Genomic DNA, 23,254 nt, shown 5'->3' with positions numbered 1-23,254 from the left:
TACAATGTAGGATTGCTATGAAAACATTTCCAATGAAACTTGTAACCATTATTTTATGTCTGTTCTTTTTTGAAATTTATCAAGGGGACGGCCAAAAAGCCGTCCCCTCATGGGAAAGACATGTGGACGAAGAAGGGGATTTGACCGTTGCAGCAGAATTTCCACATCATCCATCTATAATTGCTGTAATAAAAAATAGAAATCTTTCACCACTATACCGTAATTATTTTTTCATAACGGATAAGTTCGGTAAAGAACTTTTAAAAAAAGAATTCAAAAACGATACTCTCGATATTGCATTCATTGATATAGCCTGGTCCAAGGAGATCAACAAGTTTATTTTATTTGGAATTGCCACCCCAAAAAGGCCCTTTGAGGATTATTGGTATGATCAATTTATCACTGTCCAGGTGGATGATCAATTGAATTTCACAGGTGTCAATATAAAAAAGACAGGCACACTATATCGTTACCGTTTTGGTAAAGCCTATAATAATGGAAAGGAATTTTTAACTGTGTTGACCAATCACTGGAATGGTTTTCTAAATGATCAATTTGAAACCACGTTTATAAGAGTGAGTTATACAGGCGAGATATTATATTCCTACTTTATCAGGGATAGCCAAGGTAGTTGTCAATGTATATTACCTAACATTCATAATAATGGCTATTATTGCCCGGGAATCGTAGGGTATAATTTGGACTCAAACCTAGTATTTAATAGCTATGAAGGCCTTAAGACAAATTCACCATTAAATCATCTGTCAGATTATTATAATAATAGTGATCTTTTTTTATTTGATGTTACTAAGTCATGTTTTCCATGGACGGATGGTAATTATCTCATTTGTAATACTTATAATGGATATGAAAGAACTATCCCTTATAGGTCAGGACAGACGGTATTATTTATTCTGTCTGGAAAGAATTCTGATTCGTTGAAAACAGTGGCTTTTGGAAGTGGCAGACGGGCATTTAGTTATCAATCGATGGACATCACCAAAGATTCGATGATTTACAGTGGGAATTATGATTTTACAAAAAGTATCATCACAATAGCTAAGTTTGATAAAAAATTGAAAAAAGTATGGCAGATGGAGTATAGTCATAAAGATTATATTAATTATTGGGTATCCGGTATTAAAACAACTCATGATGATGGATTTATCATATATGGAAACAGGCTTATAAACAAGCAATCCATTGACTACATCCCATTCTTAACCCGTTTTGACAAAAACGGAGGAATCGTTTCGTCAACAGATGGATTTGAGCTCAATGCTGCAATAAGGGTATATCCCAATCCTTTTACTCAGTATTTGCAATTGGACTTACAGACTTTCGGGCCGAAAGTGGAATTCAGGCTTTTTGATTTGAGTGGTAGAAATGTGTTTGTTCAGCATCACCTCGACACCGGTCTTCATACTATTGACTTTTCGGAGTTACCTTCAGGTGCATATGTTTATAAGCTATATCAGAATGGCAAAGAAATAGCCGGAGATAAATGTGTGAAAATACAGGAATAGAAACAAGCAAAAACATGAGACCTTTGTCAATTTTGTGCTTGGAGATCAGGAAAAATGATTCAATGCACAAAGTTGTAAACTATTGACTCATAGGGCATAATATGACCTTTTTAGTTTGGTTATTTTATTGATGGATATTTAAGACAGCCCCTGATTCCGTTTTGAAAACCGCAGCATCTTTTATGATCAACTTTCTGCAATCAGCGATAGTATTGGATTTGACAGTACAAGGATGACCATTATCAGGTATGGTGACATCGTCATTAGCAGTCGGAACACCACAATCCCAGTTTGCAGCATTATGCCAATCGTCGTTGACTGTTCCTTTCCAAATGATATGACGTTGATTATTAAATGGAACTTCGGTAATGGTGGCTTTGGCACATAACCATTTTTCCGGATCGAAAGCAGCTGAAGTAGGATTGAAACCCAAACTATAATCAAATTTTAATTGCATAGGACTATTTTGATCAAAGACTACCGTATCTGTTACCGTATTGCCATTTATGATGCCAGTAAAAGATATGGGCACTGGCATTTCAAAAAATGTTCCCATATTGGCAGAATGTGTCTGAACAATGGTCACATATGTTTTTTGACATACAGCATCTTTTGACCATGTAATATTATAATTGGGCCAGCCCTGACTATACAGCCAATCATTAAAAAATTCCGTCATATCGATACCGGTAGTTGCATTTAATATGGCAATCAGGTTGTTGGTCCTTGCAAAACCATATGAAAGAGCTGGATCATTGATATAATTACGAATGCTTTTAAAAAATAAACTATCACCCAATTTCCATCGTAGCATGTGGAGAATCAAAGCACCCTTGTTGTATACCAATCTGCCATTAAATATATTTCCAACATTGACTGTATCTGTGACATACGTTGATCCCGAGTTGTTACTGGTTACATTATTGATTTTGGATGTTTTCCAGTTTATCCATGATTGGTCTCCCCAGCCTTTTTCGCATGTCAAACCTTCGAGATAAGTTGCAAATCCTTCATTGAGCCAAATATCTTGCCAGGAGCCGCATGTGATTTTATCTCCAAACCATTGATGAGCAAGTTCATGTGCCAACAACAACCTTGAAAATCCACCCATAAAACTCATAGTGGAGTGTTCCATCCCTCCACCAAAACCACATTGAGCATGACCATATTTTTCGTTTTTATAAGGATAGGCTCCAAATTTTTCTATAAAATACAGAAACATAGGAGTCATATTTGGAGTTTGCTGTGCGACAGTAGCAGAGTCACAAGGATACACGTAGTTTAATACTTCTATGGGTGTGTCGCCCGGAGGATACACTCTATCCGAATATGACTTATAATTGGCGATGGCAAAAGCCACTAAATAGGCTGGAATCGGATATCTGTGCTTCCAATGATATTTGGTCGAATCTATCATATTGATGCTATCTACCAACAGTCCGTTGCCAGCAACTCTATATGGCACAGGACAAGTTACAATCATGTCAATAGAGTCCGCTTTGTCTTCAAGCGTCTCTTTGCAAGGCCACCAGTTTTTGGCCCCATATGGTTCAGATAGTGTCCACATCACTTTATTGTGCAAGCCTCCACAACTTGTTGTACTCATACCAAATGAACCGAATCCATCATTGATCGGAGCTCCCTGATAATATATGGTCAAAGAATCCAGCACAGATGTTTGAATGGAAGCAGGAAGATTGATCTGTAGTAAAGTGGGAGATATAAAATTATGTGATAAAACATGCGAGCCGTGGTACTTGACAGAATCCACAGACATATTATTTCTAAGGTTAAAATGGATGGTATTAAAATTATTGATTTTAGGCGTAAAGGAGGTTGTGACCGAACCTCTTATATACCTTACGGCTGGATTTGCACTAAGATTCAATCTGTAGTATTTCACATCATAATCAGAAGTCATAGTAGATGTAGCCCTGACACCTGCATTATAATCTTTCCATCCTCTTGATATAAAATTTTCCTTTATTTCAGAATTTTGCCCTGCAAGGTTTTGCAATAAAACCATACTTAACATGGCTGAATATACATACAGATTTTTCACTTTTGAAATTTTGCTTTACAAAGTTACAACAATTCCTTTAAAATTGCACATTTTGAAACACGATTAAATGGTTGTATCGCATTTTTGCACTATAATTGTTTATACTGTCCGCAACCTTGCGTGACAAAGTAGGCAGGCAGGTTCATTCCCTTTAAAGGACTGCAAAATGAATTTTACATATTGGATGAAAAAGCGGTATAAATTCATTAATTGTTATGAAGCAGAAGTCCTATTGGATTACGTGATAAAGACAGGTGGGGACATCAATAATTGCCAAAATACCTTCTTAAAAACCATTCCAGTGCCAATAAAAATAAGATGAAGAAGAAAAGCCACTTCAGACTTATAATGGATTTTGTTGTTTTGCTTTCGTAAAGTACAGGTTTGATGTTTTCATTATTCAGCAACACATCCTTCAATGATTGTATTTTGTCAGGATATACCATTGTTCCTCCGTATTTTTCAGCCATGCTTCTCAAAAGTCCATGTCTTGCTGTTAAGTCATATTGCTCCAATTGCAAAGACTCTACATTGAATCTTCCCGACGCTGAAAAATCTTTACCATTATATACAACACTTGCCGTGTATGAATAGGAGCCATTTGGGAATAAGTCGGCATTGAGCATATAATAATTCTGGGTTTTGTTAAAATTATATTTGTATTCTTTGCCGGATTCATCCTTTATTACCAATCGCACATCAGGATCATTGACCATTTCATAACTGTCATTGTATAGCTGTGCGTCAAATATGATCTGCTCATTGTCCTTGTAGATATTTTTTGAGGTGTTGGCTCTGAATTTACGTTTATCCGTTTTAACAGTAGTTAAAAGCACGATTTTATTGACCAATTCAGTGACTAAGTCGTAGTTCTTGTTTTGAAGATAGTCAAACAGCCTCCATTTCCATAGCCCTTCACCTATCCATACGGCAGTTTTGATCCCATTTTGGTCATTGAATGCGATCATCGGATAGTTAGTTTTGACTTTCTTAATAGTTTGATACAAATACACATTGGCTGTACCCTGAGATTTGTATTCACCAAAAGGAGCAATTAATGGCGGGAAAATCTTTAATTTAGATTTCAAATAATCTGATGTGGTAAATAATGAAAATGAACCGTTAAATTCGGCCTGAATGTCTTCATTGTTTTTTGCATTTCCATTGATGGATACCACATTTTGTGATTGGTTAAACCTCGATAGCGACGTCTGCATACCAACAATAAAAATCACGGGAATATTGCTTCTGTTTATCTGAGACATCAACCCGGAAATATCTTTGTTCTCAGATGGCAGATTGTGAAGAATGATGAGATTGTATTTGCTTATATCGCCTGATTGCTCACCGGCAAAAGCAATTTCTGCTTCGTAGTTTTTATTGCTCGTAATGATATTCTTTAATGCTGCCAGATCAGGATGGGGAGCATTTCCGATAAGGAGCACTTTCTGACGAGCATCAAGTATTTCGACAAAAAACTCTTTCGAATTATTAACAGTGTTGAACTCCCCCGCTATTCCGCTTACACGCAATCTATATCTCACCACACCAGTCTGGGATGCATCCACCAAAAAAGTTTTGGATGTGTAAAAAGATTTGGAAGCAATTGAAATATTCTCCTCACCCACTTTTGTCACCTGATTACCTTTTATAACTTCAAGGGTGAGTTTAGTGGACGATCCTTCACAGTTGAAAGATGAAATATCTACCTGAACAGGAAACTTGTCACCAAGGTATGCTATTTTGTTATGAAGTACATTTTGAATGAGTATATCTTTCTTTTGTGTCGTATCACCCAAAGCGATCGTATACAGTGGTGCCTTAAACATACCTTCAGAATACAAGGGATTGCTACCTTCATTATATATACCGTCAGTACTTACTATGACAGCACCCAGATTTTGATCTCCGAAATTATCTTTGATATATTTGATTGCACTACTGATATTGGTACTCTTGTCATTCAATGTGTCGTTTTTTTCAGGATATACCTGGCTACCAAAAGATATTTGCCTGACTTCATATTTTCCTGTCAATTCGCCTGCTAAGTCATTGATGTCTTTTTGCCAGCTTAATAATTCTCCCGGATTTTGTTTTCCTTTCAGTGATTCAGAATTGTCAGAAGCGATCACTATGAGTGGTGGCTTGATATCTTCTTTTATGGTCTTTATAAATGGCGATAGTAGTAATAGAGAAATAACAAATATGGAAAAACCACGTAAAAATGCAAGCAAACGTATGAGCCAATTGCCGCTATCAACAAAACGTTTATCCCTATAATACATTAAAACTGCATATCCGATACCCAATAAAAAACAAAAAAATATAAACCACCAGGGATAAGAAAAACTTATTGTATTGATCACGTGTTATGTTAAGTTGTAAAGTGCAAATATTAAAAAAATCCTTAATCTAAACAGCATTTAGAAGTATGATTAAGATATATTTAAATATTTTTACAATGAAATTGTTTTGTCTGACGTTTTAAATATTCAAAATGATGTTTTAAAAGATATTAAAAGCTCGACATTATAATTTTTTTTTTAGAGAACAATCATTACTCATAGAACTATAAATCAAACAACTTCATTATGAGATTCAAAAAAATATCCCTTTTAATTTTGATCATTGCTTTCGCATCGGTTGTTCAGGCAACATATATCTTGCTTCCTATGGAGCACAACAAACAAACCAACCATCTCAAAGCTTATGGTATGACTTATTGGGTCATCAACAAAGGGATAGAAGCATACTGGCTACTTAATTACAGAGGCGGAAGTTTTGCATTTCCTTATTCCAAAGGATTTGAGGCCGAATGCAAGGTGCGTGGTGTTTCTTATGAAGTGATTTCTGATGCTCAGTGGATTTCTATCAGAGAGGGGATCAGCAATCCTGAATTAAATCAGGAAGCAATAAAACTTGAAAAGGCACCCAAAATTGCGGTATATACGCCGGATTTTAATCCTCGTGGGATGAGAATCCAGCCTTGGGATGATGCGGTAACACTTGTACTGACATATGCAGAGATACCTTTTGACAAAATTTATGATAGAGAAGTTTTAGAGGGGAAATTGGCTGAATATGATTGGCTACATTTGCATCATGAAGATTTTACCGGTCAATATGGTAAGTTTTACGCCAATCAGGGTGGTACTCCCTGGTACAAACTCAATCAGCAAAAAACCGAAGAACTGGCTGCAAGTTTAGGGTTCAGTAAAGTCTCGATGCTTAAACTCGCAGTTGTCAAAAGGATAAAAGAATATGTGGAAGGTGGTGGTTTTATGTTTGCCATGTGTTCTGCTACAGATACTTATGATATTGCTTTGGCTGCAGAAGGGACGGACATCTGTGCAGACATCTATGATGGTGATAACTTTGACCCAAATGCCCAACAGAAACTTGATTTCAGTAAAACTTTTGCTTTTAAAGACTTTGAAATAATTTTGAATCCACTTCTGTATGAACACTCAGATATAGATAATAAAAACAGAAATATTACCCCCGAGGTAGATTATTTTAATCTCTTTGATTTTTCTGCCAAGTGGGATCCGATACCTGCTATGTTGGTGCAGAATCATACTACTACTGTGAAGGGTTTCATGGGACAGGCCACAGCTTTCAAAAAATCACTCATCAAGTCGGATGTGCTCATTCTCGGTGATACCAAATCAGCCAGCGAAGTGCGTTACATCCACGGGTCTCATGGATTTGGAACTTGGACTTTTTATGGTGGACACGATCCTGAAGATTACAGGCATTATGTCGGTGATCCGGAAACTGACTTAAGCCTGCATCCCAATAGTCCCGGTTACAGGTTGATTTTGAACAATATTCTATTTCCTGCAGCTGAAAAAAAGAAAAGAAAGACTTGATTCCTCTATGTGTTTGGGTGAGAATAGTGTGTAAAACAAATTGCACTTTTACAGTGTTTTTTTAAATTAACGGTAAAAAAATGATTGAATTGGGTGGGTCGTCCCTTCAGGGATTGAGGGTAGCGAGGAAGAAAATTTGAACTTGTGCAGTTTGTTATACACACATGAATATGAGATGATTCATTCATTACAAAGAGCAAAACCAAATTATGCAATCAAAATTTCGGCTGGCTATTTTAGCATTATTTGCCATTTCTCTGTCTTGCAAAGATGCTGCACCTAAAGCGTTGTCAATTGATCAAAAAACCACCCAAATTTCATCTAATTCTAAGGTCGAAGACAGTATCTTTAATGCCAGGATACAGCAAATAGGAAATAACTTCAGATCGTCAGTATCCAAAGATACAAAAGAAAAATGGTTGCAGGAAGGTATTGAGTTAAGTGGGCTTGACGGAAAGGAATCTTTCAAAGATGTGTTTGTGAAGGAAATACTCAAATTAAACCCTGCTCATCCAGATGCTGCAGACTATCTTTGGTATTTGGCTGACAGACTAAGAGAAATGGGGTCCAATGAAGTTGCCTCATTGATATATAAGGGGTTCAAGAATAGGTTTAGTTCAGATCCAAGGTCAAAAGATGCCGGGAAATATATTTTATCTGAACAAAAGGATATTCATACATATATCAAAGGTCGATTTAAAAAGCTAAAGTCCATCCAAACAGAAGATATTATTAAAGAGCAGGAAAACTTTACGAAGCTTATTGAAGCATTTGCATTGGCTTTTCCTTTTGATACTGCTTGCCCGGGTTATTTGATTTCGATGGCAGAAGTTTGTGGTAAAACCGGCAATGTTTCGGGTATGGTGGCGAATTTTGATTGGGTGTATCAATATTATCCTGAAAGCAAAGAAGCTCCGATGGCTTTATTTTTAAAAGGTTTTTACTTTGAAAATCATTTTGATAAAAAAGCAGAAGCCGCGGATGTATACCAATTATTCCTTAAAAAATATCCTGCACATAACTTGACAAAGGATGTAAGTCATTTGATCAAAGATTTGAAAAACTCTTCTGAAAATTGAATATACTTCAATAAGTCTTTGATAAAGAGAAATAGGCATGTATTGCTTTTCCCGTTCGTAGTAGCTTTCGAGCTAATCTTGATTTAGAATGAATAGCTGGCTTACACAGACCGGAAGCATTTGAATATTGAGTCGTTCCGAAGGATGTTACAACTGACAAGCTAACGAAGTTCTCCAAAGTTTTTACAGTTAGGATCTTTATCCTACTACCTTTAGACCAATAGGCGATTTTGAAAAGCAAACAGACCACAGATTCACGAAACATTTTCCTTCAAATACACAAAAAGAATTTTACAAATGACAAAATAGGTCAATACACTATTTTTAATGCTGATTTTTAGTTACGATCAAATCTTCAGGTTTTATCCTTACTACTTTTCCGTCTTTCATAACTACGAGTTCACTATTCATTTTAATTTTATATGCTATCAGTCGAGTGCGAACAAGCTCCATCCCGTCTATGATTTTTTGAATATTTTCAGGTCTTTTATGGGCTTCCATTTTTAAAATTTAGAAGTTGATTAAATATGATAGAATTATGTATTAGTAGTTTAGAAGAAAAAAGCTTTTCAGAAATAATAGTAGCATTTAAGTTTGAATTATCAAAAATAACTAACTGATCCACTATGTCGATATATATATCAAAAAGGTTACGTATTCCACTAAAAAATCTCCTAATAATGACATCTTCTGGTATATTATGACCTCCTTCGGACACTCTAGTCCGTACCCTATCGATGGCCATTTCTACACTTTGTAGCCAAAAAAACAAAAGAACCACTTCATATCCTTTGCCACGGGCTTCTCTGATTTTATTTCTGTATATTTTGGTAGCTAACGTAGTCTCTATGGCAAATGATTGGTCTTCAGCAAACAACTGTTCTATTCTGGATAGCATGATTCTTCCAGCTTCAAAAGATACACTTTCAGGTTTGAAAGGTGACAACCCCTTAGCAATCTCGTCTGCATTGACAAATTGATCACAGTGTAATATCTCTGGCAATATCGTAAATGATGCGGTAGTTTTACCTGCGCCATTGCACCCTGCTATGATATATAAACTCTTTGTATTCATCATGCAAAGATATGGTTTTTAAATTTTAGGAATAATATATTTTGGATTCATAAAACTACAATCATAATATAGTACATCAAATCACGATTTTATAACGATACCAAAGTCAAATAGAAAAAACTATCTTGATTGAGAATGAATAGCTGCCAAATACAGGTAGAAAACCTTAGGATACAGAATCGTATCTGGAACGCTACGGCCTACGAAAGCTTCAATAGTTGTCCAAAGTTTCCAGACTTTAGGATAAGTAAGTATCTCATTGTCTCCAGACTGAGAAAAATGGTTGGAGGAAGGTATTGAGTTAAGTGGGCATGACAGAAAAGAGTCTTTTAAAGATGTGTTTGTGAAGGAATTACTCAAAGTAAACCCTACTCTTCCGCATGCTGCGGACTATCTGTGGTATTTGGCTGACAGACTAAGAGAAATGGGGTCCAATGAAGTTGCCTCATTGATATATAAGGGGTTCAAGAATAGGTTTAGTTCAGATCCAAGATCAAAAGATGCCGGAAAGATATTTTATCTGAACAAAAGGATGTTCATGAGTATATCAAAGGCCGATTTAAAAAGCTAAAGTCTATCCAAACAGAGGATATCAAAGAGCAAGAGAGCTTTACCCTGCTTATTGAAGCATTTGCACTGGCTTTTCCTAATGATGCTGCTTGCTCGGGGTATTTGATTTCGATAGCAGAAGTTTGTGGTAAAACCGGCAATGTTTCGGGTATGGTGGCGAATTTTGATTGGGTGTATCAATATTATCCTGAAAGCAAAGAAACTCCGATGGCTTTATTTTTAAAAGGTTTTTACTTTGAAAATCATTTTGATAAGAAAGCAGAAGCAGCGGATGTATACCAATTATTCCTTAAAAAATATCCTGCACATAACTTGACCAAGGATGTAAGTCACTTAATCAAAGGGTTGAAAAACTCTGCTGAAAATTTGAATTAAAAAAGGTACTAAAAAAAACTCTATAGTCTAATTTCAATCCAAACCTGCCATGCTGCATATATAATAAACCAACATAGCTATGGTGGCACTGACAGGAATTGTTAGGATCCAGGCCCATAAAAGATTGATAGTCACTCCCCATCGCACAGCTGACAGACGTTTAGTGGCACCCACTCCAATGATAGAGCCTGTAATAGTATGAGTAGTTGACACAGGAATTTTTAAGAATTCTGTCAAAAAAAGAGTAATTGCTCCGGCAGTTTCGGCAGCAACACCTTCAAATGGCGTCACTTTGGTGATTTTTGTGCCCATAGTTTTGATGATTTTCCATCCTCCACTCAATGTTCCTAAGGCGATAGCCGCATAACAAGCCAAAGGTATCCAGTTTTCCATGTGGTCAAGTGAATAATTCGTAGGATCGTGTGCGACCATAGCAGCCATGATGATGCCCATCACTTTCTGTGCGTCATTGCCACCATGACCTATACTGAATGCAGCTGATGACACTAATTGCATTCTCTTAAACCATCTTTCAGACTCAATAAAATTTAATGAATTCAGAAATAATGTGAATATTGCCATGACTATCACTATAAAGGCAAGAAGAAACAGCTTAAAATTACCTCCGTCAAATAGGACATTTAAAAAATGTGCGTTATAATCTGAAATGATTTTCGAAGGATCGCTTTTTATGTTTAATGTAAGGAAGTAGATGGTGAGTACCATCACTCCTATAGAAAATAATTTTGGTAAAAAGCTTTTTTTAAAAGCATTCAGAAACCAAAGTGAAATAATCAGTGCGATGACCATCCCCAAAGCCGGTGCCAGAACTATAAAGCTTGCAATCTGAATGATTTTACCTGAGTTGATGGACTCAAATCCGGTATGAGCAATAGCTGCTCCAGCAAAACCACCTATCAATGTGTGTGATGAAGATGATGGAATGCCATACCACCAAGTCAGCAAGTTCCAGAATATAGCAGCAATCAGTCCGGCAAGGATGACTGTGAGCGTGATGTATGGTATACCTTCAGCGTTGGTGCCTTCGTTTACAGTTTTTGCGATGGTATTGGCCACACCATGATCCTTGAATATAAAAAATGCGACAAAATTGAAAAAAGCAGCCCATGCCACTGCCTGAAATGGTGTAAGTACTTTGGTCGAGACCACTGTTGCGATGGAGTTGGCAGCATCATGAAAACCATTGATGTAGTCAAAAATTAAAGCTAAGATAATAATAATAATCAACAGAATCATAGGGTCAGGCTTTGTGCTGGATAAATCTTATATTGGCCAATTGATGGTCAGGCATATTTTATGATAATGGATTCTATCACATTGGATGCATCTTCACATTTATCAGAGATCGTTTCCATATCCTCATACACATCCTTAAGCTTGATAATGTCTACGGGATTTCTTTCTATTGCAAATAAATTAATGATTGCCCGATCCAAAGCATCGTCTGCAGCATTTTCCAGACTATTGATAATGACACAATCCTGCTTGATCTGGCTGACATTTTTCATACTTCTCAGCTTCAGCAGAGCGTCAGAAAGGGCTTTTATGGATTTGTGATTGATATCTGCGAGTTCTTTCATAAATTCATCCATTTCGCTGATGTTGTAGTTGAGAATTTTTTTGGATGAAGCATACATATAATCTGCAATATCATCCAGTGATGTAGCAAGATAATGAATGTCTTCTCTATCAAAAGGTGTAATAAAATTTTTACTCAACTCAATAAAAATCTGATGGGTATATTCATCATTTCTATGTTCTCCGTCTTCAAGGCTCTTAAGATAGGCTACCCTTTTGGCCGTGTCGGGCTCATTCATTGCTTTTCTCAGAGTAGAACCCATGTCCTTGAGATTGCCTGCAATATTTTCAAATATATCGTAAAAAACCTTATCCTTTGGGAGGAAAGCCCTGATGATGTTGTTGAGAATCATAAATTTAAATTGTAAAAATCGGGCAAATATACAATAATGTTGTTTTATCAAAGGTATAAGAAGGTAAAAGTGTGACAAATTGTACACATGAGTAAATGCTCTTCTCTCTGCCTGCATGCAAAGGACATGCAGGCAGAGAGAAAGAAGCAAATCTCCAAATTTGATTTTATTTAAATTAACGTGGATTCGGGATAAGAGAATTGAAGCAAATGTGGTTTAAGCTCAAGTCGATAGGAGTAAAATCAGGGTAGAGGGATAATATACTATATAATTTTATTAAAAGAAGGAGCGTTAGCTCTGATATCTTCGTAAAATAACTTAAATAATTGATAATAAAGGGCGTAGCTCTGACATCTTTAATGATGCTGAAATTGTTTTAAAATTACAGGGCTAACGCCCCTGATTATATGTTTTGGGACGCTGATTACAAAGATTACAGGGCTTCGCCCCTATTAATTAAGAAGTACTTTGAAAACCCTTAACCCGAATTTACTTCAAATTAGCATTTATATCTTTAAAAATTCATTAAAATAAGTGCAATTATTTATAGACACAGCCCAAAATGATATGGAATTAATCTTTAACTTCTATCTCAATTTCACCTTCCATCTTTTGAAAAAATGAAATGATGGTATATAAAGTTACACTTGCTATCAACATATAATAATAAGTAAAAAATCTCCATAAAGAAACTATCAAAAAAGAGATTTCAGAAGGTATACTCTTTCCGAAAATCAATATAAAAGATGCCTCAGCTCCTCCGGAAGCTCCGGGGGTTGGGATAAAAAGCATGGTAACATATACCACCCACTGTCTGATGTATATTTGTATTGTTTCAAAATCTATGTCAAATGCATGAAGGAGTACTGCCAAAACCGAAAATTTTGCAAACCACTGTATTATCAATATGAGCATTCCGGCGATCATGCGCAATTTGCCAAAAGCCAGAGCCTTTTGAAAATTGATTTGCATCTCTTTAATACTGTATCGGAATTTTTCATTCCATGCATAAAGTTTTTGCTTGAAAGAATATGGAAGGTAGTGAAGCGGTTTTAATGTATCGGGTAAAATTTTAAATTTTGATAACAAAATAAGTCCGGTAATAATAATAAGTAAGATAAGGAAGATGATTTGATTATGTATAATTAAATTTATTGTAGCATAATAAATATCAAAAACTAATTCCTTTGAAAAAAACATAGCTAATATAATGCCTGAAGAATAGAAAATAATATCCTCAATAATGCCCCATGTCAACATAAATCCGACATTTCCAGGGTTGAAACCTCTATTGAGTAGCAAAGCTGCCTTTACTGGCGCCCCACCAACTGCAGTTGGACTCAATGCAGATGCAAGGTCAGCGGTAACAACTATTTTTAATGCGTCCTGGTACTTGATTTTTTCACCTAAGAAGCCCGACCACATTTTTATCCTCAAAGAATAACCCAGCCAAGGTATGGTCATGAGAAGTATAATCAGAAGTATGTGAAAAATACTGAGCTTATTCAGATACAATAAAAGTGCCCTCTCTGTAGTTGTTAATACAAAAATAATATGCATCAAAACACCAAAGCAAATAAACAAAATAAGTCTGTTGATGATCAGTTTTATATTGAGCTTGGATTTTGACATTTGTCTTTTTATAAATTAAGGGTGTAAAAGTAATTGTTGATAGCAGCTTTATAAAATTATCCTTAAAGTAAATTTGATTGCAAAAATTTAGAATTTTAATTAACACATTTTCAATGAATTAAAATCAAAATTTTCGCAATCTATTTTCTTTTGACTATAACTTCGCCCTGACATTTAGAATTTTGTTATATTGATTTTCAGATAATTAAGATTTTATATATACACTCTTAGTTGGAAAATCAAGTTTAAAGTCAATTATCACATTTTTAAATCAACAAAAAATGACAAAATCTTGTTGATAGATACATACTTTTAAAAAATAGTCCCACTAGAATAATATGATGCAAAGGATTTTAAGAGTTATATTTTTAATTTCACTTTTTATGACCACCTTTTGGGTAGGTCAAACTTATGCATTGCATATCATTGGGGGAGATGTCATTTATAAATGTATAGGTAGAGATAGTATCAGGAATGAAATAGAGTATGAAATCATATTTACAATGTACCGGGACTCAAGAAGCGGAGGAGCTCAGTTTGATAATCCAACAAGTTTTGGAATTTACAGAGGAAGTGCGGGCAGTTGGCGATTTGAAAGAGTAGTAGCAGGTATAAGAGTAGAAAATGTGACAGATATAGATATTGCTACAAATAATCCCTGTATATTGGTTCCTGTCAATGTAGGTGTTCAAAGAGGAGTTTATACTTTTACAGTCAGATTACCTATCATCAATGAGAATTATCTGATTTCCTATCAAAGATGCTGCAGGAATAATACCATTTTGAATATTGTAAATCCGGGAGGGACAGGTGCCGCATTTACTACAGAAATAACAGCTGCAGCACAAAGAGTATGCAATAATAGTCCTGTATTTAATAATTTTCCGCCTGTAGTCATTTGTGTAAACAGAGAAATAAATTTCAATCATTCGGCAAGAGATATTGATGGTGACAGTCTTGTATACGAGTTTTGTTCGCCCGTAACTGCAGGAGGTACAGATGGTGCCACTACTCCCGGATCGCCAACTGCGTGTACGGGTGTGACCCCAAACCCGCAAAATTGTCTTCCACCTTATCAGGAAGTAGTTTTTCAATCTCCATTGTTTTCTTTTAATACACCTATGGGAGGCAATCCTGTGGTGAATCTCGATCCGGTGACAGGTATTATCGGTGGTGTTCCCAATTTATTAGGTCAATACGTAGTAGGTGTATGTGTCAAAGAATATCGGAATGGTGTATTGTTAGGTACTTTGAAAAGAGATTTTCAGTTCAACGTCACTACATGTGAAGTAGCAGTAAAAGCAGATCTCCAGGCACAACTAGAAAACGCCGGCCAATATAATGTCAATAGCTGTGGAGCATTTACCATTGATTTTTTAAATTTGAGTACAGATACACGGTTTATCCAAAATTACTATTGGGAATTTGATATCAGAGGCCAGAAACAAATTTATAATACCCGTAACGTTTCTGTCACTTTTCCCGGACTGGGAGTGTACAAAGCTACCATGATTTTGAACAAAGATCTTCCTGCTTTGGCAGAGTGTTCTGATACAGCAACGATTACAGTAAATGTATATCCTTCCATCAATACCGAATATAAATTTTCGTTCGATACATGTGTCTCAGGTCCTGTCATATTTAAAAATGAATCAGTTAGCGGTGCCGGAGCTATCGAAAAATTTTCATGGCGATTTGCAGATGAAGGTGTTTCAAATCTGGAAAATCCCAAGTTTGAATTTGAAAACCCTGGATTAAAGTCGGTCAGATTGATAGCTGAAGATGTCAATAAATGCAGGGATACGACCATAAAAGTTATTAATTATTTTCCTGTACCATCTTTGATTGTTATTGAACCAAATACATTTACGGGATGCCAGCCGGCAAATATTTTTTTTGACAACCTAAGCAAACCCATAGATGAAACATATAAGCTTTTGTGGGAATTTGGAGATGGCAAAACAAGTACTGAATTCAGCCCTACCCATTTATTTACGGATATTGGCACATATACTATCAAATTGAAAGTGACTTCGCCTATCGGCTGTGAAACATTTAAAACATGGCCAAGCCTCATCAAAGTAGTACCAAGTCCAGTGGCCGGATTTACTTTTTCTCCTGAGGAACCGAGTCTTTTGAATAATAAAGTCGATTTTATGGATAAATCGACTGGTGGTGTGGCATATTTATGGAAATTTGATAGCCTTGGAACATCTTTGATCAGAAATCCGACTTTTACATTTCGTGATACCGGAGTATTTAATGTTCAGCAGATAGTGTTACATCCTTCCGGGTGTTCAGATACTGCTACAGCAGTGATTCCTATCTATCCCATTGTAAAATTATTTATGCCCAATGCTTTTACGCCCAATAATGACGGACTGAATGATGTCTTTATACCTGTAGGGTCATTTATTGGTGTCAGAAATTATAATTTTACAATCTGGAACAGATGGGGCGACAGGATATTCTATACCGATGAATCTGAAGTAGGGTGGAATGGTCAAAGAAATAATAATGGTGAAATAGCATCTCCCGGTGTTTATGCCTATTTGTTGGAATATATAGATGTCAAAGGGGATAGACAGTTGCTGAAAGGGCATTGTACCCTTGTCAGATAAAAGATGTCTTGAAGTAGGCAAAAAAATTATACATCAAATCTAATTTTTGGAATTAATTGCTACTTCAGAATAGGTTTAAAATAAGTTTTCCTTAAATTTGCAATTTATATTTAGTCTAATTTTATAAATGGTTGCATTATCATTATTACGCCCTGGACAAACAGGAAAGATATTACAAATTAAGGATGGCGTCATGGCTTGCAAAATACTAACGCACGGTATCATGCCAGACAAAAAAATTACCATGATCAGACGATCACCTTTTGGTGATGCTTATTATGTCAAAATGGAAAATTATCATATTGGACTGAGAAAAAAGGAAGCAGACCAAATAATCGTGGAGCCGCAAATATGAATAATACAAATATACTTAAAATAGGCCTTGCCGGCAATCCTAACTCTGGAAAATCATCATTATTTAATTATCTCACTGGTCTAAATCAGCAAGTTTCTAATTTTCCCGGTGTAACTGTAGATAAAAAATCTGGTGAATATTATTTTAGTGATAATAAGGTAGCTGAAATCATCGACCTGCCCGGTACGTACAGCACTTTTCCTAATTCAACAGAAGAAAAGATTGTCATAAATATTCTGACTAACAAAGAGAACAAGGATTTTCCTGATTTTATCGTATTTGTGGCAGATGTTACTCAACTTGAAAAACATTTGCTGTTTGCAAGTCAGATTAAGGATTTGGGCATTCCAATGATTTTTGTTTTAAATATGGTAGATTTGCTCGATGCCGGACCTGAAGCAATTAATACAATACCTTTAAAAGATTATCTGCAATGCCCGATCATTCCCATATCTCTCAGAAACAATATAAATCTTGACGTATTAAAAAAGAGTTTGAGTGATTACATTTCAAAATTTGAGCCCCGACCTGTAAACGAAACAGCATTTGTTCCTTCAGCCAAAGTAAAGGATGTTGTTTCTGATATCTATCAGACATTGCAAAGCCCGAGTCATTATCATGCAAAACTTATTGCCCATCATTATGAGTGGTTGGACTATATCTCGGAGAGTGACAAATTGCGGATCGAAAAAGTAGTGAGTAGGCATCATTTTGAAGATATCAGATCACAAGTCGAAGAAGTGATGATGAGATACAATGAAAATGCACAGATTGCTTCAAAAGTAGTGCAAAAAAGTAAAAATACTCAGTTATCACTTACTGACACCATCGATAGATGGGTGACTCATAGGTTTATAGGGCCATTCATATTTTTTTTGATAATGATTTTTGTTTTTCAAGCCATTTTCAGTTGGGCGACGTACCCTATGGATAAGATTGAAGAGGGATTTGCCATGGCTTCAGAGTTTTTGGATAAAATATTGCCGGAATCCTGGTTTTCAGGTATGTTGATACATGGCTTGTTGCCGGGATTAGCAGGTGTGTTGGTTTTTGTACCACAGATAGCTATCCTCTTTTTACTTATCTCTATACTTGAGGAGTCTGGTTATATGAGTAGGGTAGTATATATGTTTGATGGCTTATTGCAGAAGTTTGGAATGAATGGCAGGAGTATGGTGTCCCTGATTTCGAGCGGAGCATGCGCTATACCTGCTATCATGGCTGCGCGAACTATCAGCAATACGAAAGAAAGATTGATTACTATCCTTGTGAGTCCTTTGATTAGTTGTTCGGCAAGATTGCCGGTTTATGCTGTACTGATCGGATTTGTTGTGCCACCTGAAGCAGTTTTTGGTTTTCTCAATTTACAAGGCTTAGTGTTTATGGGCTTGTATTTGCTGGGTATCATTGCGGCTTTGGTTTCGGGACTGGCCTTTAAGTACTTGATTAAATCAGAAACTTCTTCATTTTTGATGATAGAATTGCCACATTACAAACCACCCGTATGGAGAAATATTGCGGTCAATGTCAAAGAAAAAGTGCTGTCATTTATAGCAGGAGCCGGACAGATCATTATTGTCATATCATTGGTTTTATATTTTTTAGCGAGTTTTGGTCCCGGTGACAATTTTATAAATGCAGAAAGAGAGGCTTCCATCATTTCGGATTCTTTAGGATTGACACAGGAAGATGAAGAAAATCTATCGGCATCTATGAAATTAGAAGCTTCCTATATTGGTATTGCCGGAAAATCTATGGAAACTTTGATTTCTCCCTTAGGATTTGATTGGAAAATCGGGGTGGCTTTGATTACTTCTTTTGCTGCCAGAGAAGTATTTGTTGGAACAATGTCCACTATCTACAGTCTGGGAAGTGATAGCGATGAAAAAACCATCAGGCAGAAAATGGCAGATGAAATCAGACCTGAAACAGGACAAAAACTCTATGACAGGAAGACTTCTATTGCACTGATTGTATTTTATGTTTTTGCCTTGCAATGTATGAGTACACTGGCAGTGACAAAAAAAGAAACCAATACATGGAAATGGCCAATTATTCAATTTTTATTTATGGGCTTATTGGCATATATTGGAGCGTTTATTGCATATCGGATTTTCTGAGAGGATTTCTTAGCCCACATTATTACTCCGGTTTTAGATCAACTTCCAGAGATTACTTATTTGAGTATATCCCCAAATTGCACTATATTATCTATTTAATTTTTGAGTTCCGAATTTAGAATATTCCCCATCTTCTTTGGTTGCATTTTTTTAAAGCCTTATGTTGATAATTTTTACCATTTTCACTTTTGCTTTCTACTCAATACCTATTCTCTTATGCCTTTTGTAAGGTATTCTTACCTTAGGAAAGTAAGACGTTTGCCCATTAATGGTTTAAATCCGTTATGTCCATTGTAAACCTTAGTTCCATTTACAAATGTAGCAATCACTTTTCCTTTAAATGTTTTTCCTTCAAGAGGTGACCAACCACATTTATAGTGTATATTTTCTTTTTTAACGGTCCAAATGGCCTTGGGGTCAATCAGAACCATATCCGCGTACATCCCTTCCCTTAGGTATCCCCGGTCCTCTACTTTGAAACATTCAGCTGGAGCATGGCACATTTTTTCGACAATTTTTTCTTTACTTATCTTACCCTGATGATAAAAATCCAGCATTATATTTAAGCTATGCTGAACAAATGGAAGTCCTGAGGGAGCTTTTGCATACGATTGCTGCTTTTCATCCCATGTGTGAGGTGCATGGTCGGTAGCTACAATATCTAATCTATCATCAAGCAATGCAACCATAAGAGCATCTCTGTCTGCCTCTGTTTTGATGGCAGGATTACATTTTATCAGATTGCCTTTATGTACATAGTCTCCATTGGAAAAATACATGTGATGGACACATACTTCAGATGTAATTTTTTTTGATGATAATGGAATGTCGTTTCGAAATAAGTCCAACTCTTTTGCAGTGGAAATATGGAGAATATGAAGGCGAGTTCCATGTTTTTGTGCCAGTTCCACAGCAAATGATGATGACAAATAACATCCTGCTGCATCTCTTATGAGAGGATGCATATACGGTTGTAAATTTTCTTCACCATATTTATTCTTGTAGCTGTCATAATGTGTTTTTATGGTATTTTCATCTTCACAGTGAGTTGCGATGAGCATAGGTACGTTTGCAAATAACTTATCCAGAATATTGGGGTTGTCTACTAACATATTGCCTGTACTTGAGCCCATAAAAATTTTAACTCCACATACATTCTTCGGGTCGGTCTTCATCACTTCATCATAGTTCTCATTAGAGACACCCATAAAAAAGGAATAATTGGCATAAGAAGTTGTCCTGCCAATTTCATATTTTGCAGCAAGTAACTCTTGAGTAAGACATTCAGGTTTAGTATTTGGCATTTCCATAAATGTAGTTGTGCCTCCAGCTACAGCAGCTTTAGATTCAGAAGCTACGTTTGCTTTATGGGTAAGACCAGGCTCCCTGAAGTGTACTTGATCATCAATGATACCTGGAATCAACCATAATCCTGTGGCATCTATTTCATCATGAATGCCCTTGATGTTTATGATAGGAGCAATACTTTCAATTCTTTCATTAACTATAAGTACATCTTTGTAAGCAGCTTCACCTTCATTTATGACCAGTGCGCCTTTGATTATTTTTTTCTGATTTTGCATCTATTATAAAATTAAGTTACCTTTGGGATGCAAAATTATGAATTAGTATCACATTCTTCTTTAGATATGTATAAATTTTCAACTTGTGGTCTCTTTCAAATCCAGAGTATTATACCACGCTGGGAAAAAAAAACATTCAAAAAAGGTATTAACTTGATGTCAATGACTTTAAATAATCACGAATTAATCTAAAAAATCAACTTTTAAAAATCTTTTTTGAAGCCGATAAAATACTTTATTAATTAATACCTAAATATCTAAAATGATAATCTATTACGACCTCCAAATACTTCAAAATCAGTCTCCGCCTCGGCGGATCACTTTTCGCTTCGCACCATAGTGGTGACTACAGCATAGCTGCACACAGTATGATTTGTCGCTAAAAGTGCTGATTTTCTTGTATTTGAAGCTCTCACTACGAATCTCATTTTAGATATTTAGGTAATAACATAAGCATCAGCTATTAAACAATGTCTCAAAGATACTCCGCGCTTTACTTTCCTTTAAAGCTTATCTTTTTTTATCTGGTTGGGCTCAATCTGTGGAGATTTGTTTTTTTATACCACAATGATGTTCAGGATAAGATACTTCCTTTTTTTCACGGGTTCAGATTGGATCTATCTATGGCGTGTGGTGCTATGCTGGTATCAATAGTCCCTTGGGCATTGTATCTCTTCATAGGAAAAAACTGGTTGCTTATCATTTGTAAATGGGTCACAATTGTAATTTGGCTGTTAATATCTTTAGTAGAATTCAGTTCGATACTTATCTTTCCGGAATGGGGTACTTCACTGGATGCAAGAGCTATCAGCTATTTGGGCAACCCCGCTGAAGCCTGGGCATCTTCCAGGGATTTTATTTCATGGAAAGTGATTGTCGTCAGTTTGCTGATATTGTTTTTGGGTCTCAAAAGGCTGAGGCATCAGTTTGAATATTGGCAGCCGGTGAGGTCTTACTATGTGCAGTCCATCATTTTTATTGTATTGGCAGGACCATTATTATTTTTGGGAGTAAGAGGTGGCTGGCAAAAATTGCCTATCAAACCATCAGATGCCTATTATGCCAAAGATATGAAAAATAACTTTGCAGCTGTCAATAAAGTTTGGTATTTGCTATACAGTCTGACCCATCAGACACAAATGAAATTCGTGAATACAGAAGCCGATATTGATTCTTTCATGAAAAGCTACAGAAGCCATGATTGCCATCAGAATGCCGATTCGCTCTCATTATTGAATAAAAATATTGTCTTCATAATTGCAGAAGGGTGGTCTGCTGATATGGTAAAATATCTAGGCGGAAAAGAAAATATCACCCCAAACTTTGATTCCTTAAGTAATTATAGTATCAGGTATTATAATGCATTTAGCAGCGGCTTCAGGACAGATCAGGGTTTGATGAGTATATTATCAGGAATTCCTTCTATAGCGGGTCTGAATATGCCAAATCATCTTGATAAAGTGATCAGATACCCGAGCATAGTAAAAGATTTTAAAAAGGCAGGCTATAAAACATCTTTTGTATATGGAGGTGACTTAAACTTTTCAAATTTGTACAATTATCTGACTTTATCAGGATTTGACACCATCATCAGAGATCGGTCTTTTGATAGTTTATTTGATATCACAGACTGGGGAGTTCCTGACCATATCATGATTCAAAAAGCGATAGATTTGTCCAATGTTGAACCTCAACCATTTTTTTCCACCATTTTAATGATGAGTTCTCATGCTCCGTTTGATATCCCTATCCCAAACGAATTTTCTGTAAGATCAGATATTCCCGGGAAGTATAAGGCTTCAGTCAGATACAGTGATCATGCCTTGGGCCTGTACTTTAATGCCATAAAAAGCCAACCTTGGTTTGCCAATACTGTTTTTATCCTTACTTCCGATCATGGAAGTACTCATTCCGGGTATGCAGGCATGGATGACCATAAAAGGTTTAGAATACCACTCATCATTTATGATCCGGGACAAAATCTGAAAACACTGCCAGACTCCATTGCATCCCCTGCAATCATTATGACATTCCATATACTATGGCAAAAAACATTGGGTTTAATACTGAAAAGTACATTTTTGGCCGAAATTTGTTTTGTATTGATGAAAATCGATTTGCCTATTGGAACACTGATAATTCGGCTGCGTACTTTTCCATGAATTCTAATGAAATATCGGGTGCAAATCAAAAAAATAGCAGAGCAACCTTATTTACTGATATGATAAAAAAATGGTTTAATACTCTGCCAAAATAGAAGATGTTTTAATTTTTTAAATTTGAGTGAAAGTGAGGATATTTTAAATTGAATAAAAAATAATACTACCATGAGTGTTGTTTACATAAATAAAATCAGAAATCCAAATCCATCATATTACAAATAATTAAATATAAAAGAAATATCCACAAAATAAACCCGAATTTTTTGATGT

General features: G+C 35.9%; 17 protein-coding genes. 9 read left to right on the top strand and 8 right to left on the bottom strand.

What is annotated here, in order from left to right:
• The first annotated feature begins 32 nt into the window (after nucleotides 1-32).
• Nucleotides 33-1,526, top strand: a complete 1,494-nt coding sequence (locus IPK35_12485; protein MBK8054054.1) for a T9SS type A sorting domain-containing protein — start codon at nucleotides 33-35, stop codon at nucleotides 1,524-1,526.
• Nucleotides 1,527-1,650: 124 nt separating this feature from the next.
• Here IPK35_12485 and IPK35_12480 read toward each other — a convergent pair whose 3' ends face one another.
• Nucleotides 1,651-3,588: a M1 family metallopeptidase gene (locus IPK35_12480; GenBank protein MBK8054053.1), complete on the bottom strand. Its 1,938-nt coding sequence runs from the start codon at nucleotides 3,586-3,588 to the stop codon at nucleotides 1,651-1,653.
• Between the two features lie 263 nt (nucleotides 3,589-3,851).
• Complete coding sequence (locus IPK35_12475) at nucleotides 3,852-5,954, bottom strand: hypothetical protein (protein ID MBK8054052.1); 2,103 nt, start codon at nucleotides 5,952-5,954, stop codon at nucleotides 3,852-3,854.
• A gap of 225 nt (nucleotides 5,955-6,179) precedes the next feature.
• Between IPK35_12475 and IPK35_12470 the strand changes: the two genes are divergently transcribed.
• The gene (locus tag IPK35_12470; protein MBK8054051.1) at nucleotides 6,180-7,460 is read left to right on the top strand and encodes an asparagine synthetase B; all 1,281 of its coding nucleotides are present in this window, start codon (nucleotides 6,180-6,182) and stop codon (nucleotides 7,458-7,460) included.
• Nucleotides 7,461-7,669: 209 nt separating this feature from the next.
• Entirely contained in the window at nucleotides 7,670-8,539 is an 870-nt protein-coding gene (locus tag IPK35_12465) for a hypothetical protein (protein ID MBK8054050.1), read from the top strand.
• Between the two features lie 324 nt (nucleotides 8,540-8,863).
• Here the strand turns inward: IPK35_12465 and IPK35_12460 are convergent, their stop codons facing one another.
• Nucleotides 8,864-9,040, bottom strand: a complete 177-nt coding sequence (locus IPK35_12460) for a hypothetical protein (protein ID MBK8054049.1) — start codon at nucleotides 9,038-9,040, stop codon at nucleotides 8,864-8,866.
• Complete coding sequence (locus IPK35_12455) at nucleotides 9,027-9,614, bottom strand: zeta toxin family protein (protein ID MBK8054048.1); 588 nt, start codon at nucleotides 9,612-9,614, stop codon at nucleotides 9,027-9,029. Before IPK35_12455 ends, IPK35_12460 begins: the two co-directional genes overlap by 14 nt.
• Nucleotides 9,615-9,897: 283 nt before the next feature.
• Between IPK35_12455 and IPK35_12450 the strand changes: the two genes are divergently transcribed.
• Nucleotides 9,898-10,185 carry a hypothetical protein gene (locus tag IPK35_12450; GenBank protein ID MBK8054047.1) on the top strand — a complete coding sequence of 96 codons (288 nt, stop codon included), beginning with the start codon at nucleotides 9,898-9,900 and terminating at the stop codon, nucleotides 10,183-10,185.
• 101 nt (nucleotides 10,186-10,286) lie between these two features.
• Nucleotides 10,287-10,559: a hypothetical protein gene (locus IPK35_12445; GenBank protein MBK8054046.1), complete on the top strand. Its 273-nt coding sequence runs from the start codon at nucleotides 10,287-10,289 to the stop codon at nucleotides 10,557-10,559.
• Between the two features lie 33 nt (nucleotides 10,560-10,592).
• On the opposite strand, the gene IPK35_12440 is transcribed toward IPK35_12445, so the two are convergent.
• The 3 genes from IPK35_12440 to IPK35_12430 all read right to left on the bottom strand — a co-directional run bounded on the left by IPK35_12440 (nucleotide 10,593) and on the right by IPK35_12430 (nucleotide 14,143).
• The gene (locus IPK35_12440; GenBank protein MBK8054045.1) at nucleotides 10,593-11,816 is read right to left on the bottom strand and encodes an inorganic phosphate transporter; all 1,224 of its coding nucleotides are present in this window, start codon (nucleotides 11,814-11,816) and stop codon (nucleotides 10,593-10,595) included.
• 47 nt (nucleotides 11,817-11,863) lie between these two features.
• On the bottom strand, nucleotides 11,864-12,511 hold the full coding sequence (locus IPK35_12435; protein MBK8054044.1) for a DUF47 family protein: 648 nt from the start codon (nucleotides 12,509-12,511) through the stop codon (nucleotides 11,864-11,866).
• A 573-nt stretch (nucleotides 12,512-13,084) separates the two neighbouring features.
• Nucleotides 13,085-14,143: a flippase-like domain-containing protein gene (locus IPK35_12430; GenBank protein MBK8054043.1), complete on the bottom strand. Its 1,059-nt coding sequence runs from the start codon at nucleotides 14,141-14,143 to the stop codon at nucleotides 13,085-13,087.
• Between the two features lie 338 nt (nucleotides 14,144-14,481).
• Between IPK35_12430 and IPK35_12425 the strand changes: the two genes are divergently transcribed.
• The 3 genes from IPK35_12425 (at nucleotide 14,482) to feoB (ending at nucleotide 19,239) form a co-directional block, all read left to right on the top strand.
• Nucleotides 14,482-16,764: a gliding motility-associated C-terminal domain-containing protein gene (locus IPK35_12425; GenBank protein MBK8054042.1), complete on the top strand. Its 2,283-nt coding sequence runs from the start codon at nucleotides 14,482-14,484 to the stop codon at nucleotides 16,762-16,764.
• 127 nt (nucleotides 16,765-16,891) lie between these two features.
• Nucleotides 16,892-17,119, top strand: a complete 228-nt coding sequence (locus tag IPK35_12420; protein ID MBK8054041.1) for a ferrous iron transport protein A — start codon at nucleotides 16,892-16,894, stop codon at nucleotides 17,117-17,119.
• On the top strand, nucleotides 17,116-19,239 hold the full coding sequence (feoB, locus tag IPK35_12415; protein ID MBK8054040.1) for a ferrous iron transport protein B: 2,124 nt from the start codon (nucleotides 17,116-17,118) through the stop codon (nucleotides 19,237-19,239). Before IPK35_12420 ends, feoB begins: the two co-directional genes overlap by 4 nt.
• A 236-nt stretch (nucleotides 19,240-19,475) precedes the next feature.
• On the opposite strand, the gene IPK35_12410 is transcribed toward feoB, so the two are convergent.
• A complete protein-coding gene (locus tag IPK35_12410; GenBank protein ID MBK8054039.1) occupies nucleotides 19,476-20,822 on the bottom strand; it encodes a dihydroorotase in 1,347 nt (448 codons plus the stop codon).
• Between the two features lie 470 nt (nucleotides 20,823-21,292).
• On the opposite strand from IPK35_12410, the gene IPK35_12405 reads away from it, so the two are divergent.
• Nucleotides 21,293-22,984, top strand: coding sequence for a sulfatase-like hydrolase/transferase (locus IPK35_12405; GenBank protein ID MBK8054038.1), 1,692 nt, complete (start codon nucleotides 21,293-21,295; stop codon nucleotides 22,982-22,984).
• Nucleotides 22,985-23,254: the final 270 nt, after the last annotated feature.

It is taken from the genome of Saprospiraceae bacterium, assembly GCA_016713025.1.
Lineage (GTDB): Bacteria > Bacteroidota > Bacteroidia > Chitinophagales > Saprospiraceae > OLB9.
The sequence above is the reverse complement of the archived record's forward strand: the minus strand, read 5'-3'. Positions and strand labels throughout refer to the sequence as shown.